14 protein-coding genes and 1 tRNA gene are annotated in these 14028 nt (G+C 39.0%); all 15 read left to right on the forward strand.

The genetic code is table 11. The features are described from left to right. Nucleotides 1–38: 38 nt before the first annotated feature. The 15 genes from K9L86_01935 (at nt 39) to K9L86_02005 (ending at nt 13936) form a co-directional block, all read left to right on the forward strand. Nucleotides 39–112 (forward strand) — tRNA-Ile (locus K9L86_01935). Between the two features lie 39 nt (nt 113–151). After that, on the forward strand, nt 152–874 hold the full coding sequence (locus K9L86_01940) for a hypothetical protein (protein ID MCF7907621.1): 723 nt from the start codon (nt 152–154) through the stop codon (nt 872–874). Continuing rightward, nucleotides 875–1267, forward strand: coding sequence for a ribonuclease HI family protein (locus K9L86_01945; GenBank protein MCF7907622.1), 393 nt, complete (start codon nt 875–877; stop codon nt 1265–1267). Between the two features lie 124 nt (nt 1268–1391). After that, nucleotides 1392–2147, forward strand: a complete 756-nt coding sequence (locus K9L86_01950; protein ID MCF7907623.1) for a YebC/PmpR family DNA-binding transcriptional regulator — start codon at nt 1392–1394, stop codon at nt 2145–2147. A gap of 1 nt (nt 2148) precedes the next feature. After that, complete coding sequence (locus K9L86_01955) at nt 2149–2655, forward strand: crossover junction endodeoxyribonuclease RuvC (GenBank protein ID MCF7907624.1); 507 nt, start codon at nt 2149–2151, stop codon at nt 2653–2655. A gap of 7 nt (nt 2656–2662) precedes the next feature. Then, on the forward strand, nt 2663–3274 hold the full coding sequence (locus K9L86_01960; protein ID MCF7907625.1) for a hypothetical protein: 612 nt from the start codon (nt 2663–2665) through the stop codon (nt 3272–3274). After that, complete coding sequence (scpB, locus tag K9L86_01965) at nt 3249–3887, forward strand: SMC-Scp complex subunit ScpB (protein MCF7907626.1); 639 nt, start codon at nt 3249–3251, stop codon at nt 3885–3887. The genes K9L86_01960 and scpB overlap by 26 nt, the downstream gene beginning before the upstream one ends. Before the next feature lie 14 nt (nt 3888–3901). Next, nucleotides 3902–5038: a methionine adenosyltransferase gene (metK, locus tag K9L86_01970; protein MCF7907627.1), complete on the forward strand. Its 1137-nt coding sequence runs from the start codon at nt 3902–3904 to the stop codon at nt 5036–5038. Further along, on the forward strand, nt 5035–6300 hold the full coding sequence (gene ahcY / locus K9L86_01975; GenBank protein MCF7907628.1) for an adenosylhomocysteinase: 1266 nt from the start codon (nt 5035–5037) through the stop codon (nt 6298–6300). Before metK ends, ahcY begins: the two co-directional genes overlap by 4 nt. A gap of 14 nt (nt 6301–6314) precedes the next feature. Then, the gene (locus K9L86_01980; protein MCF7907629.1) at nt 6315–7970 is read left to right on the forward strand and encodes a DUF4139 domain-containing protein; all 1656 of its coding nucleotides are present in this window, start codon (nt 6315–6317) and stop codon (nt 7968–7970) included. Beyond that, on the forward strand, nt 7967–8920 hold the full coding sequence (locus K9L86_01985; GenBank protein MCF7907630.1) for a 6-phosphofructokinase: 954 nt from the start codon (nt 7967–7969) through the stop codon (nt 8918–8920). Before K9L86_01980 ends, K9L86_01985 begins: the two co-directional genes overlap by 4 nt. A 73-nt stretch (nt 8921–8993) precedes the next feature. Next, complete coding sequence (locus K9L86_01990) at nt 8994–10397, forward strand: class II fructose-bisphosphate aldolase (protein MCF7907631.1); 1404 nt, start codon at nt 8994–8996, stop codon at nt 10395–10397. 18 nt (nt 10398–10415) lie between these two features. Continuing rightward, nucleotides 10416–12074, forward strand: a complete 1659-nt coding sequence (gene ilvD / locus K9L86_01995; protein MCF7907632.1) for a dihydroxy-acid dehydratase — start codon at nt 10416–10418, stop codon at nt 12072–12074. A 112-nt stretch (nt 12075–12186) separates the two neighbouring features. Then, nucleotides 12187–13227, forward strand: coding sequence for a rod shape-determining protein (locus K9L86_02000; protein ID MCF7907633.1), 1041 nt, complete (start codon nt 12187–12189; stop codon nt 13225–13227). A gap of 106 nt (nt 13228–13333) precedes the next feature. After that, complete coding sequence (locus K9L86_02005) at nt 13334–13936, forward strand: rod shape-determining protein MreC (GenBank protein ID MCF7907634.1); 603 nt, start codon at nt 13334–13336, stop codon at nt 13934–13936. The last annotated feature ends 92 nt before the right edge of the window (nt 13937–14028 follow it).

A 14028-nucleotide genomic window follows, 5' to 3' on the forward strand; every position in this document is an offset into this window, starting at 1 on the left:
ATAAATCGATATCTTGCTATAATTTTACGACTTTTTGCGGGCCCGTAGCTCAGTTGGTTAGAGCAGCCGACTCATAATCTGCTGGTCCGGGGTTCGAGTCCCTGCGGGCCCATTATTAGGAACGAGGATAGCCGAGAAGGCAAATATCTTTATGAATTTAAAAGAAGAAATTAGAAAATTAGTGGATTTACAGGAAATCGATTTAGAGATTCATCGTTTAAAAAAAGAAAAAGATATAATAAAACCGGCCTTTTTAAAAGAAATAAAAGATGCTTTTGAAGAGAGTAAAAAGAATCTTGTCGAATTTGAGGAACAGCTAAAGAATTCACAACTTCAAAAGAAGGATCGAGAGGTAGAGCTTGCTTCCAAAGAAGAAAGCCTGAGAAAGTCACAAGGCCAGCTTCTTCAGCTAAAAACTAACAAAGAGTATCACGCTAAGCTTACTGAGATTGGTTCTTGTAAGGCTGACATTTCGGTTGCTGAAGAAGAAGTAATAAAAATTCTTGACGAAATAGAGTCAAAAAAAGATAAACTGGACCAAGCTAAAAAAGTCCTAGCTGAAGAAGAATCTAAATTTAAACAAAACGAGAAAAAAATAATCGAGGAAATCAAGGAAGTGGAAACTGAACTCCTCACTTTAGAAAATAAACGCAGAGTTATTGTTAATGAGATCGATAAAAATATTGTAAGTCGCTATGAGAGTTTGCTTAAAACCCGTAATGGTTCGGCTATCGTTGCGGTTAAAAGTAACAGTTGCAGTGCTTGTTACCTCTCACTTACTCATCAAAAAGTTAATGCGATAAAAATGTATGAAGATTTAGTTTCTTGTGAGAGTTGTGTAAGGTTACTGTACTTGCCCGAGGATATATTTTAAATGATAGTTTATGTTGATGGCGCTTCAGTTGGCAATCCCGGAAAAAGTGGGATTGGTTATTTAATCTATAAGGATGGCAAGTGTATAAAAAAAGAAAGTATTTATTTGGGTATCCAGTCAAACAATTTTGCTGAATACATGGCTTTAATTTTTTCTTTGACTGATCTTGTTGATATGAAGGCGAGTGAAGTCCAGGTATTTTCAGATAGTAAATTAGTTTGCGAGCAAATCAAGGGTAATTTTAAAGTAAAGAATCAGAATATTTATTCGCTCTATGTTTTAGCTAAAAATTTAATCGAAAAACTTGATAAATTTACGATTACTCACATTGATAGAGAAAAAAACCATGAGGCCGATAAGCTAGCAAAGAAAGCAACCGGATTTTTGGTATGATTGTAAAAAAGGTTTGTCCGGCCGCCTGTATATCGGGAAAATTTCTACGATATTTTCCCGAAGCGGCTCGGACATAATTCGTTATTGACATCTTTGATGTCAATAACTCATTTAGGAGGTAATAATGAGTGGTCATTCAAAATGGGCGAGTATAAAACATAAAAAAGGTGCTGCCGATGCAAAAAGGGGCCGCCTTTTTACTAAATTCATAAGAGAAATTACAGTTGCCGCTAAAGCCGGCGGTGGAAGCGTTGATACTAATCCAAGATTGCGAACCGCAATTGGTAGGGCTCAGGCTGCCAATATGCCTAAGGATAATATCGAGAAGGCAATTAAAAAGGGTACTGGTGAATTACCGGGTGTAACTTATGAAAGCTGTACTTTTGAAGGTTACGGTCCAGGCGGTGTGGCCATAATTGTTGATACACTTACCGACAACAAAAACCGAACTTCAGCCGAGGTGCGAAATATTTTTACTAAACGTGGTGCGAATATGGCTGGGGCTGGTAGTGTAGCTTGGATTTTTACGGCTAAAGGTTATGCTGAAATCGACAAAAGCGTAACCACTGAAGATGAACTATTTTCGATATGTATCGACGCCGGCGCAGAAGATATCAAGGCTGGCGATAAAAGCTTTGAGGTTTTTTGTGACCCTAAGGATTTCGAAAATGTAAAGGCTGCTCTCGAGGCTAAGAATATTAATATCGATACAGCTGATTTGACTAAGGTGCCTAACTCTACAGTAAAAATTGGCGGGCCGGAGGCTAAACAGCTTCTTTCCTTGATTGAAACTTTGGAGGACCACGACGATGTCCAGAAAGTCTATGCTAATTTTGATATTCCCGATGAAGTTTTAGAGAAGATAGCTCAGGAGATTTAGGTTGATAGTCTTGGGCGTTGATGTGGGCTTGCGAGTTTGTGGATATGTTCTTTGTCAAGTTAAAGGCCTAGAGGTTGAATTGCTAAAGGAAGGTCAGATAAAGCCTAACCCCAAAGAAGCCTTGCCGGATAAATTAGGTTATATTTATCGAGAGCTGTTTAAAGAAGCAACTCAACACAAACCAAAAGCAATAGTAGTTGAAAAGCTCTATTCTCATTACCGACATCCAACTACCTTAGGAGTTTTAGCCCAGGTACGGGGTATAGTAGCTCTTTTTGCTAATCAAGAGGGCTTAGGTTTTTTTGAATATTCACCAACACGAGCCCGAAAAGCATTCTTAGGTAAGGGGAACGCTAACTCACGGCAAGTACGAAAGATGGCTGAAAACATTACCGGAAAAAACTTTATCTCCGACCATACTGCTGATGCTTTTTCTTTGGTGGTTGCGTTTTCTCATGCTCAGAAGTTAGAGAGTCTCGTTAACGGTTCACGTCTTAAGTCAAGCTAGAATACTTATGATTTATAAGATCAGAGGCCAATTAATAAAGAAAGAAGATAATAGGGCTATTATTGATGTTAGCGGTATTTTTTATGAAATAAATATACCGAAAACCGTATTTAATCGTCTTAAGCCAGATGAAAATAATTTTGTAGAGTTGATTACCTATCAGTACTTAACTATTGATGGCAATCGTGGCATTCCGGCTATGGTTGGGTTTATTGATGAATTAGAAAAAGATTTTTTCGAAAAGTTTATTAGTGTTTCTGGAGTGGGCCCTAAGGCAGCCCTTCGTGCCCTTGATCAGCCGATATCAACCATTGCTCAGGCAATTGAAAAAGGAGATTTAACTTTTCTGGTTGGGTTGGTAGGTATTGGGAACCAACGGGCTAAGCAGATAGTTGCTCATCTTCAAGGTAAGGTTGGTCGGTTTGCTTTAATTCGCGATGAAGGGCAGGCTAGCGGACCAGAGAAAAATGAAGTTGTTGAAGAGGCTAAGCAGATACTAAGGCGTTTACAATACAGCAATAAAGAAGTAGAAGCAATGATCAAAAAAGCAATTGAAGCTAAACCTTCAATTGACAGCAGCGAAGAGCTGCTTAATGAAATCTATCGCCAAAAGAAATAAACTTATGGATAAGCAGAAAGTAAAATCAATTATTGAGTCTTTGCTTTTTATTAATGAACGGCCAATCGAAATGAATGAGTTACTTCAAGTAGTTGAGGCAACCAAGAAAGAGGTCGAATTGGCCTTAGATGAACTTAAAGAAGAGTATGCTCAGCGTCAGAGTGGCATATGTATTGTTAAGGTTGCTGGAGGCTATCAGATGTGTTCTTGTCCGGAGAATGAAACTTGGGTTAAAAAAATGTACCAGGAGCGGACAAAGCAAAAACTTTCAGTGGCTTCCTTGGAAACTCTAGCCATTATTGCTTATAAGCAGCCAATTACTCGTGTTGAAGTTGAGGCTATTCGTGGAGTTAATGTTGATGGTGTAGCCAAGAAGCTTACCGATAGCGGATTAATTAAAATTGGCGGTCGCAAAGATGTGGTTGGCAGGCCCTTTCTTTATATTACTACTCGGAAATTTTTAGAATACTTTGGAATTAACAGTTTAAAAGATCTACCGAAATTAGAAGATTTTGTTGCCTTAGCCGGTAAAGATACGGCAATTGTTGAAGATAAGGAAAAAGTTGAAAGTAATAACGAGGTTTCAGAGCCGATAGTCGATCCTGCAAATTAAAGGAGAAAAGAGAAATGAAAAGTTATTTTGCATCTGAATCAGTGACCGAGGGGCACCCGGATAAAGTTTGCGATCAAATATCCGATACGGTATTGGATGCGGTTTTATCTAACGATCCTAATGGTAGAGTTGCTTGCGAAGCATTAGTAACTAGAGGATTTGTAATGGTAGCCGGAGAAATTACCACTGACTGTTATGTCGGCGTTCCAAAGTTAGTTAGAAATTTACTAAAAGATATTGGTTATGATGATCCAGCGGTAGGCTTTGATTATGAGAGTTGCGGGGTAGTAACTGCAATTCAGGAACAGTCACCAGATATTGCCTTAGGGGTTGATACCGGCGGTGCCGGCGATCAAGGGTTAATGTTTGGGTTTGCAAATTCTGAAACACCAGAGTTAATGCCGTTACCGATTATGCTCTCGCATAAGTTGGTGCGGAGACTTTCAGAGTTACGTAAAGACGGACTTCTGCGTTACTTACGACCAGATGGAAAGTCTCAAGTTTCAATAGAGTATGATAAAGGTGTACCTAAAAGAGTAGATGCTATTGTTATTGGTGCGCATCACACTAAGGATGTAAAAACTGAAGACCTTAGAGCTGATATTAAAAAGCTAGTAATTGACCACATAGTTCCTAAAGATATGATTGATAATGACTCAAAGATTTTTATTAATGGTACTGGTAGGTTTGAAGTTGGCGGTCCAGTTTCTGATACTGGTGTTACTGGCCGAAAAATTATCGTTGACACTTATGGTGGGTTTGCCCGTCATGGCGGAGGTGCTTTTTCAGGAAAGGATCCGACGAAAGTAGATAGATCTGCTTCTTATATGTCTCGATATATTGCTAAAAATATTGTTAAGGCTGGCATTGCTTCGGCATGTGAAGTTCAGCTTTCTTATTGTATCGGTATTGCTGAGCCGGTATCGGTAAATGTAAATACTTTCGGAACCTCACAGGTTGATGATAAGAAAATTGCCAAGGGAGTTAGAGAGGTATTCAAGCTTACTCCGGGTGGGATTATTGATGAGTTAAAGCTGCTTCGACCAATTTACACTAAAACTGCCGCTTACGGTCATTTTGGAAGAGAGGGAGAGGGTTTTACTTGGGAAAACACCGATAGAGTTGACGATCTAAAGCGGGTGGTAAAATGAACTACGATGTAAAGGATAAAAAATTAGCCTCCGAAGGTAAGAAAAGAATTGAATGGGCTATTCAAAGAATGCCGGTTTTAGAACAAATACGCCGACGGTTTTCTAAAGAGAAAACTCTTAAAGGTTTAACTATTGGTGCTTGCCTGCATATAACTACCGAGACTGCGGCTTTAGCAGTTACCCTAAAGGCTGCCGGAGCTCGAGCTTTGTTTTGCGCCTCGAATCCTTTATCGACCCAGGATGATACCGCGGCTTCCTTGGTTTTTGATTATGGAATAGAGGTATTTGCAATTAACGCCGAAGATACAAAGACTTATTATAGCCATATTAATTCAGTCTTAGCGGCTAAACCTCAGATTACTCTTGATGACGGGGCAGATTTAGTTTCAACGATTCATAAACGGGCGGCTAGCTCTAAAAAAATAGACTACTTGCCTTGGGCAAGTACCGAAGAGACGACCACCGGGGTAATTCGTTTAAAGGCCTTGGAGAAAGAGGGTCGGTTGCTTTATCCAGTGGTTGCCGTTAATGATGCCTATACTAAACATTTATTTGATAATCGTTACGGAACTGGACAATCAACCATTGACGGGATAATTCGAGCCACTAACAAATTAATTGCTGGGACAACTCTAGTTGTTTGTGGCTATGGTTGGTGTGGAAAAGGTGCTGCCCAACGTGCTCGTGGTTTGGGAGCAAGAGTGGTTGTTTGTGAGGTAGACCACCTAAAGGCGCTTGAAGCAGTTATGGATGGTTTTTCAGTGATGCCGATGAAAGAAGCTGCAAAGATTGGCAATATATTTATTACGGTAACTGGAGATATAAATGTTATTGCTCGCGATCATTTTCCTTTAATGCAAGATGCGACTTTAGTTTGTAATTCTGGTCATTTTGATGTGGAGATTGAGATTAAAGCTCTTGCTAAAATGGCAGTTAAGCAAAGAGAAGCCAAACCTTTAGTGCGCGAATTTACCCTTAAAAATGGAAAGCGAATCTATCTTTTGGGAGAAGGTCGGCTAGTAAACCTTGCTTGTGCCGAAGGACATCCGGCTGAAGTTATGGACTTAAGTTTTGCGAACCAGGCTTTAAGCTGTGAATTTATCGCAAAAAATAAAGGTAAACTTAAAAAACAAGTTTATAAAGTTCCTGATAGAATAGATTTAAAAGTTGCTGAGCTTAAATTAAAGTCAATGGGCATAAAAATTGATAAGTTGACTAAAGAACAAAAAGCCTATTTGAGTGCTTGGCAAGAAGGAACCTAAAGCAGGAGGCACTTATGCGCTATCTGGTTGGTTTTATTCTGTTTTCGTTTGTTTTGATTCCGGTGGGGTTTTGTCAGCAAGTAGTTAATTCTGAAATTACTGAAGTGGTTACTTTTTCCGACCAAGCCCTAGTTACTCGTCAAGCTGAAACTAATGTTATTAAAGGGTTAAACGAGCTGCAAATTGACGTTGACGCTTATCAGGTAGATTCGGATTCAATTCAGTTGAGTATTTACGGAAAAGGGGAGATTAACAGTGTTCAGCTTAGGCAAATTTATTTAAAAATCGAGCCTCAGGAAAAAGTAAATATTTTAACCAAAAAGCTTGAAGATTTAAATGATAAAAAATTATCCTGGCTTAAGGAAAGTGATGTTCTAGGCAAGCAAGAGAAGTTTTTAAACTCATTGATTGATTTTGCTCAAACCCAAGTTCCGGAAGACATAAAAACAAGCTTTCCTAATTCTAAGGATTTAAAAGAGGCGCTTAGCTTTTTATCTGATGGTTATAGTGAAATTAATCAGCGGGCGATAGTTTTGGCTCAAGAGTTAAGGGAGTTAGAAAAAGAGATAAAGGTTGTTGAAAAAGAATTAGCTTCTTTGCGTCGGCCAAATCAAAAAACCAAGAAAGTTATTGAAGTTGCGTTTAATAGTCTCGTAAATCAAAAAATAACTATTGATGCAACCTATCTAGTTCAAGGTGCCTACTGGCAGCCATTTTATAAGGTAAATGTGCCGCTTGAGTTAAAAAAGATAAACTTAACGATGTTTTCACAAATTATACAGAAGACCGGCGAAGATTGGAAAGATGTAAAGTTGGCAATTTCGAATGTTATGCCGCTTAAAGGATCTGATATTCCTTCATTAGGCAGTTGGTTACTTGATCTAACGTCCTATAAGAAGCAGGATGTGCTTAGTCTAGCAAGGACAACTAATTTTCAATTTGAGGGACTTGCAGAGAAAGGTTTTGCTGGCGATGAAATGGGTGCCGCTCCTTATGAAAGAGAAGAGGAAGCTAAATTTGTTCAAGCGGTTCAAAAAGAGCTGCCACTTTCTTTTGAGTATCAGCTTCCGCAAAAGGTTTCGATTGATTCACAGAACAAAGAAACTACTTTGCCGCTTTTTTCAAAAACGCTTAAGGGTGATTTTTTTCATTATTCTGTACCCAAAGTTTCTTCTTTAGTTTTTCTGACCAGTCGTATTACTCCTGACAAGGAGCTCTTGCCGGGATTGTTAAATGTTTATTTTGCCGGAAGATTTGTTGGAAAGACTCAATTGGCTGAGAAAAAAGCCGGAGAGAAATTTGATATTAATCTTGGGGCAGACCGTCAGGTAATCGTAAAGCGCGAAAAGTTAAAGGATAAAATCCAAGAAACTTTTTTTAAAAAAATTCAGCGACAAACAATCATCCGTAACCTAGCCTTTAAAATAACTGTCGAAAACAGAAAAGATAAGGCAGTTAAGCTGCATTTAGTTGATGCAATCCCAGTATCAAAGACTGATCGGATAGAAGTAAAGGATATTAAGATTTCACTTAAGCCAAATAAAGAAAACTATCAAGATCAAGAAGGGCTTAAATTGTGGATTATTGATCTTAAACCGGGCGAGAAAAAGGATATTGATATAGATTTTACCGTGACTTATCCTAAGGATGCCCCAGTTAGTGGATTATGAAACGAATAGCCGTATTAACTAGAGATTGTGCCGGAGTAAATGCCGCCCTCAGGTCTTTAGTGCGCAGTGCAGCCGCTAAAAATGTAGAGGTTATTGGTGTTATGCGTGGTTATGAGGGTTTAATTGAAGGCGATATTAAGCTTCTTGATCGTCGGTCGGTTTCCGGGATCATTAATCGCGGTGGAACAATTCTTAAGACTGCTCGTTCTAAACGTTTTAAAACTATCTCTGGACAACGTCAGGCAGCTCGAACCCTAAAAGATCATGATATCGAGGGATTGATTGTTATTGGTGGAAATGGTTCATTAACCGGAGCCCATATTCTTGCCAGCCGCCATTCTATACCAGTCATTGGTATCCCGGCAACCATTGATAATGATGTTAATGGTGTGACTATGACAATTGGTTCTGACACGGCAACCAATGTTGCCTTAGAGGCATTGGATAAGGTACGTGATACAGCGACGTCCCTAGAGCGAATATTTGTGGTTGAGGTTATGGGTAGAGACTGTGGTTATATTGCTTTGAGAGTTGCTTTAGCTGCTGGTTGCGAAGAGGCAATACTTCCGGAATTGAAATTTAACATAAAAAATATTTGTGAAAATATAGTTGAAGGTAATATTCGCGGAAAGCGCAGCTGGATAATTATTGTGGCTGAAGGGAAAGCAAAAGCTTCTAAAATTGCTTCTGAGATCACTAAGATAACTAGTCTTGAAACCAGAGAAGTTGTGCTTGGTCATGTCCAGCGGGGAGGTTCTCCTACAGCATTTGACCGAATGCTTGCTGCTCGCTATGGGCATTATGCAGTTGAGGTTTTATTAAAAGGAAAAACCGACCGTTGCGTAGCCTTAAAGGATGAACAACTAATAACTATTCCTTTAGCTAAGGCGATTAAGAAAAAAGATATAGAAGTGGAAAAATATTACAAATTAATTAAAATTCTTACATAATTTTAATGAGATTGTAATTTTTATTATTGAGTGAGAAAAATTAGATAGTCGAATTATCCTTAAGGAGGTTAAAATGATTTACAAAAGCGAGGCAGAGTTACTTAGTAATAATGGCATTAAAGAGGAAGATGGTCGCATCGAAATCGTAGATGAAGCAAAGTTTCGCGATAGTGGAATTGATAGTCTTTTAGATACTATTATTTTAAGTAATGATGCGCACCTACGAAGGCTTTCATATTGGGTAGTTTATAGTGCTGGTCTCAGATTGGGGGTAGTTCCTTCTTCAATTCAGGGGCTCTATAACGCGATGGGACAGAAAAAAGTAAGTGGTTTTACGGTTCCGGCGATGAATATTCGGACCCTTACCTTTGATTTGGCTCGGGCAGTTTTCCGTGCAGCTAATAAAATTAACGCGGGAGCTTTTATTTTTGAGATTGCTAAAAGTGAAATTGGTTACACTGACCAAAGACCATTAGAATACACAGCAGTGATCACCTTAGCGGCACTTAAAGAAAATTATCAGGGGCCAATTTTTATTCAGGGTGACCATTTTCAACTTAAGGCAGCTAATTACTTAAAAGATCCAAAAAAGGAAATTTCTCAGTTAAAAGAGTTACTTGAGGAAGCAATTGGTGGTCATTTTTACAATATTGATATTGATTCATCAACTTTGGTTGATTTAGAAAAAGATAATCTGGATGAGCAACAGAAAAATAATTATGAAGTTTGTTCTGAAATTACCCATCGCATAAGACAATTACAACCAGAAGGAGTTGAAGTTTCGATTGGCGGTGAGATTGGAGAAGTTGGCGGAAAAAATTCAACCTCTGAGGAGCTTAATGCTTTTATGCAAGGATATGTAAAATCTGTTGGCGATAAGCTTGGCATATCTAAAATAAGTATTCAGACCGGAACCAGCCATGGAGGGGTGGTGCTACCTGACGGTTCGATTGCTAAAGTCAGTATTGATTTCGATACTTTGGCTAAACTTTCTGAGATAGCTAGAGAAAAGTATGGTTTAGCCGGAGCTGTCCAGCACGGAGCTTCAACCTTACCTAATGAGGCTTTTCATCGGTTTCCCGAAGTTGGCTGCGCCGAGATTCATTTGGCAACTCAATTTCAAAATATGGTTTATGACTATTTACCACTTCCTTTAAAGGAAAAGATTTATACTTGGTTACACGATAATTGTTCTGGTGAAAAAAAGCCGGACTGGACCGAAGATCAGTTTATCTATAAAACACGTAAGAAAGCTTTCGGCCCTTTTAAAACGCAAATCCACTCTTTACCGGGAGAGCTAAAAGACAAGATATCTTCAGTGCTCGAGGAAGAGTTTACTTTTCTTTTTGAGCAACTAAAGATAAAAGGTACCAAGGAGCATGTCGATAATTACGTTAAAGTGGTGAGCTTCGATAAAGAAAAAGATTATTTTTTAGCCGAAGAAAAAGATTTAGGTGAACTAGAAGGGGCTGACTAATTAAAATGGAGGCAACTAATGCGTTCAGATAAAATAAAAAAAGGTATTGAAAGAATGCCTAACCGGGCATTGCTTTACGGAACTGGTGTTCATTCGAGCCATCTGAGTCGGCCTTTTATTGCAATTGCATCAAGCTTTAGCGATTTAATACCTGGTCATATTAACATGCGTACTTTAGAGCGTTACATTGAACGGGGTATCGAGAATGCTGGTGGAGCCCCTTTCATTTTCGGCGTTCCAGGAATCTGTGACGGTATTGCTATGGGTCATGAAGGAATGAAACAATCGCTACCTTCTCGAGAATTAATTTCTGACATTATTGAAAGTATGGCTTCCGCCTATGCCTTAGATGGACTAGTTCTTCTTACCAACTGTGATAAAATTACTCCGGGTATGATTATGGGTTCCTTAAGGATGAACATACCTACGATTGTAGTTACAGCTGGGCCAATGCTTTCGGGAAATTTTAAAAATCAACGACTTTCTTTAGTTCGTGATACCTTCGAGGCGGTTGGGCGCTATAAGGCCGGTAAGATTGGCGATAGCGAACAAAAAAAATTAGAAATTGAAGCTTGTCCGTCTTGTGGTTCTTGCCAAGGGCTTTATACGGCAAATACTATGGCTTGCCTTACTGAGACCATTGGACTCTCACTTACCGGCTGCGCAACTGCCCCCGCAGTTTTAAATAAAAAGATACGCATTGCCTACGAAAGTGGACAAAAAATTGTAGAGTTAGTTAAACAGGATATAAAGCCTCGTGATATTGTAAATAAAAAGTCTCTTGAAAATGCAATTAGGGTTGATGTGGCTTTGGGAGGGTCAACCAACACAGTTTTACATCTTATGGCCATTGCTAATGAGGCTAAGGTGAAGCTAACCTTGAATGATTTTGATCGGATAAGCCTTGATACACCTCACATTACCAATTTACGGCCTGCTGGCGACCATTTTATGGAGGATTTGGATAGAGCTGGAGGCATACCAGCAGTTTTAAAACGTCTAACGAATAAACTGAATCAAAATCCAACAGTTTCTTTAAAACCAGTTAAAGAAATTGCTAAGAACGCAGTTGTTTATGACCATGATGTGATTCGATCACTAGATAAGTCCTATCATAAGGAAGGTGGTATTGCTATTCTTTTTGGTAACTTAGCGCCTGAAGGAGCAGTAGTTAAACAGTCAGCCGTAGATCCAGAGATGCTAAAATTTTCCGGCAAGGCTCATATTTTTGACTCTGAAGAAGAAGCAATGGCAGCTATCTTAAACAAAAAAATTAAAAAAGGACAAGTTGTAGTTATCCGCTATGAAGGTCCTAGCGGTGGTCCTGGCATGCGTGAAATGCTTTCACCTACCTCAGCTATAGTCGGATTAAATCTCCATAAGCATGTGGCTTTGATTACTGATGGGCGTTTTTCCGGAGGAACCCGAGGTCCTTGCATTGGTCATATTTCTCCCGAGGCAGCTCAAGGTGGTTTATTGGCCTATTTAAAAGATGGTGATTTAATCACGATCGATATAGCTAAGCGAAAAATAGAAGTTAAGCTTTCAGAGAGTGAAATAAAAATTAGAAAAAAAGTAATGAAAATTAAGGCTCCCAAGGCTAGCAAAGGGTATTTAAGTCGCTATGCTAGGCTGGTAAGCTCGGCTTCTGACGGAGCGGTGCTTAAGGAGTCTTAAAAGGTTGATGTCTGGGCCTCAGTTGACATAAATGCGAAACCTATTGACAGGGGTATGACTCTTTGTTATTATTAAAATTACTATGAATAAAGCAATGAAACTGATTAATTCAATAGTGAAAAAGGCTCAGGATCTATTAGGTACTTTTTCTAGCGATATTGGTATAGATTTAGGTACAGCTACGACCCTAGTTTATGTACGTGGTGAAGGAATTGTTTTGTGTGAGCCTTCAGTTGTTGCTATTTATAAGGATACGGGAGTGCCCTTAGCTGTTGGCGATGAAGCTAAGCGTATGCTTGGGAAAACTCCTGGAAGTATTGTTGCTATCCGACCGATGAAGGATGGCGTTATTGCTGACTTCGGTGTGACCGAAGAGATGCTGCGTTATTTTATTAAAAAAGCTTATCCGCGTAAATTTATTATTGGACCAAGAATCGTTGTTGCTGTTCCTTCGGGGATTACTGAAGTAGAGCAGCGAGCAGTTAAGGATTCTGCTCATCGAGCCGGAGCGCGAGAGGTAATACCGGTTGAAGAGCCAATTGCTGCTGCCATTGGTGTGGGCTTACCGATCGCTGAACCTCAAGGCAACATGATAATTGATATCGGAGGCGGAACTACCGAGATTGCTGTTATTTCGCTGGGCGGAATAGTTTTCGCTCGTTCAATTCGCATTGGCGGCGATGAGATGGATGCAGCGATAATTGAACATATGAAGAAAAATTATAATTTAATGATTGGTGAGCGAACAGCTGAAGAGATAAAGATTAAGGTTGGTTCAGCATGGCCAATCGAAGAGGAAATGACGATTGAGGTCAGAGGACGTGATCTTATTACCGGTCTTCCTAAATTTATCAAGGCCCATTCGGATGAAATTCGTAAAGCCTTGGAGTCTCCGCTAAGAGAGATTTTAGAAGCAACGAAAGTTACCTTAGAGCGTACACCTCCGGAATTAGCAGCTGATCTTATTGAAAGAGGAATTGTTCTTTGCGGCGGCGGAGCATTGTTAAGGGGGATGGATAAGTTAATTTCTGAAGAAACCGGCTTGGCTTGTTTTGTGGCCGACGATCCTTTAACCGCAGTAGCCTTAGGTACTGGAAAAATCCTAGAAGAACCAAAATTTCTAAAGAAGCTTTCCCTTGTATCTTCCTTCTAAATTAAAAGTTAAGTCTTTTGTTCTAATTTTCATATCTCTTTTTCTGCTTTTTTTTACCTTTCGTGGTTTCGTCCGTTACTTAATTTTTTTTAGTGCTAACCAATTTTTGCATTATCCAACAAGGAATAAGCAGCATTTAGTTGAACTTAAACAAAAAAATTTAGAATTAATTTTAAAACTAGCTAGATATGAGTCTCTTTACCAAGAGAACCAAAATTTAAAGAAAGCGCTAAATTTTAAAACTAATACTCAATATCACTTGATTGGTGCAGAAGTTTTAGCATTTTCTCCTTCAGCTTGGCAGCGATTGATAGTTGTTAATGTTGGTGAGGATCAAGGCGTCACAAAGGGTCTTTTCGCTATTGATCAGGACGGCAATCTTTTAGGGAGGATTGTTGAGGCCGATAAAAAATTTGCCTACCTAATGTTGGTTGGTGATCCTGACTTTACCGCATCGGTATTTATTGGTCAAGGTGCCCTAGGACTTTTAAAGGGAGGAGTAACCGGAGCTCAGGTTCTCTATGTTGAAGACAGCGATAATATAAAATTAGGGGATAAGGTTTGGCTCAAAGTTGCTCAGTTATCTTCAGCAATAGAAATTGGTAAAGTAAAAAGCCTAAGCAAAACTGATGATAGTTTATTTTGGAATGTTGGAGTAGAAATGTTTCAAGAAGATGTAACTTTCAATCAAATATATATCGTCAAATGATTAAACCCTCCCTAAGAGCTTTCATTATTATTTCAGTTTTTTTCCTTTTGGACTTAATAAAGCCTTTTGGTTATTTTTTATCGGTTGAATTC

The organism is Candidatus Omnitrophota bacterium (assembly GCA_021735655.1).
GTDB lineage: Bacteria > Omnitrophota > Gorgyraeia > Duberdicusellales > 4484-171 > JAHKAJ01.

Excerpts from the sequence above, each read along its gene's own strand:
- scpB (MCF7907626.1), top strand. The coding sequence starts at position 3,249 with ATGAAATCTATCGCCAAAAGAAATAAACTTATGGATAAGCAGAAAGTA.
- ilvD (MCF7907632.1), top strand. The coding sequence starts at position 10,416 with ATGCGTTCAGATAAAATAAAAAAAGGTATTGAAAGAATGCCTAACCGG.
- K9L86_01945 (MCF7907622.1), top strand. The coding sequence starts at position 875 with ATGATAGTTTATGTTGATGGCGCTTCAGTTGGCAATCCCGGAAAAAGT.
- metK (MCF7907627.1), top strand. The coding sequence starts at position 3,902 with ATGAAAAGTTATTTTGCATCTGAATCAGTGACCGAGGGGCACCCGGAT.
- ahcY (MCF7907628.1), top strand. The coding sequence starts at position 5,035 with ATGAACTACGATGTAAAGGATAAAAAATTAGCCTCCGAAGGTAAGAAA.
- K9L86_01950 (MCF7907623.1), top strand. The coding sequence starts at position 1,392 with ATGAGTGGTCATTCAAAATGGGCGAGTATAAAACATAAAAAAGGTGCT.
- K9L86_01990 (MCF7907631.1), top strand. The coding sequence starts at position 8,994 with ATGATTTACAAAAGCGAGGCAGAGTTACTTAGTAATAATGGCATTAAA.
- K9L86_01940 (MCF7907621.1), top strand. The coding sequence starts at position 152 with ATGAATTTAAAAGAAGAAATTAGAAAATTAGTGGATTTACAGGAAATC.
- K9L86_01985 (MCF7907630.1), top strand. The coding sequence starts at position 7,967 with ATGAAACGAATAGCCGTATTAACTAGAGATTGTGCCGGAGTAAATGCC.
- K9L86_01980 (MCF7907629.1), top strand. The coding sequence starts at position 6,315 with ATGCGCTATCTGGTTGGTTTTATTCTGTTTTCGTTTGTTTTGATTCCG.
- K9L86_01960 (MCF7907625.1), top strand. The coding sequence starts at position 2,663 with ATGATTTATAAGATCAGAGGCCAATTAATAAAGAAAGAAGATAATAGG.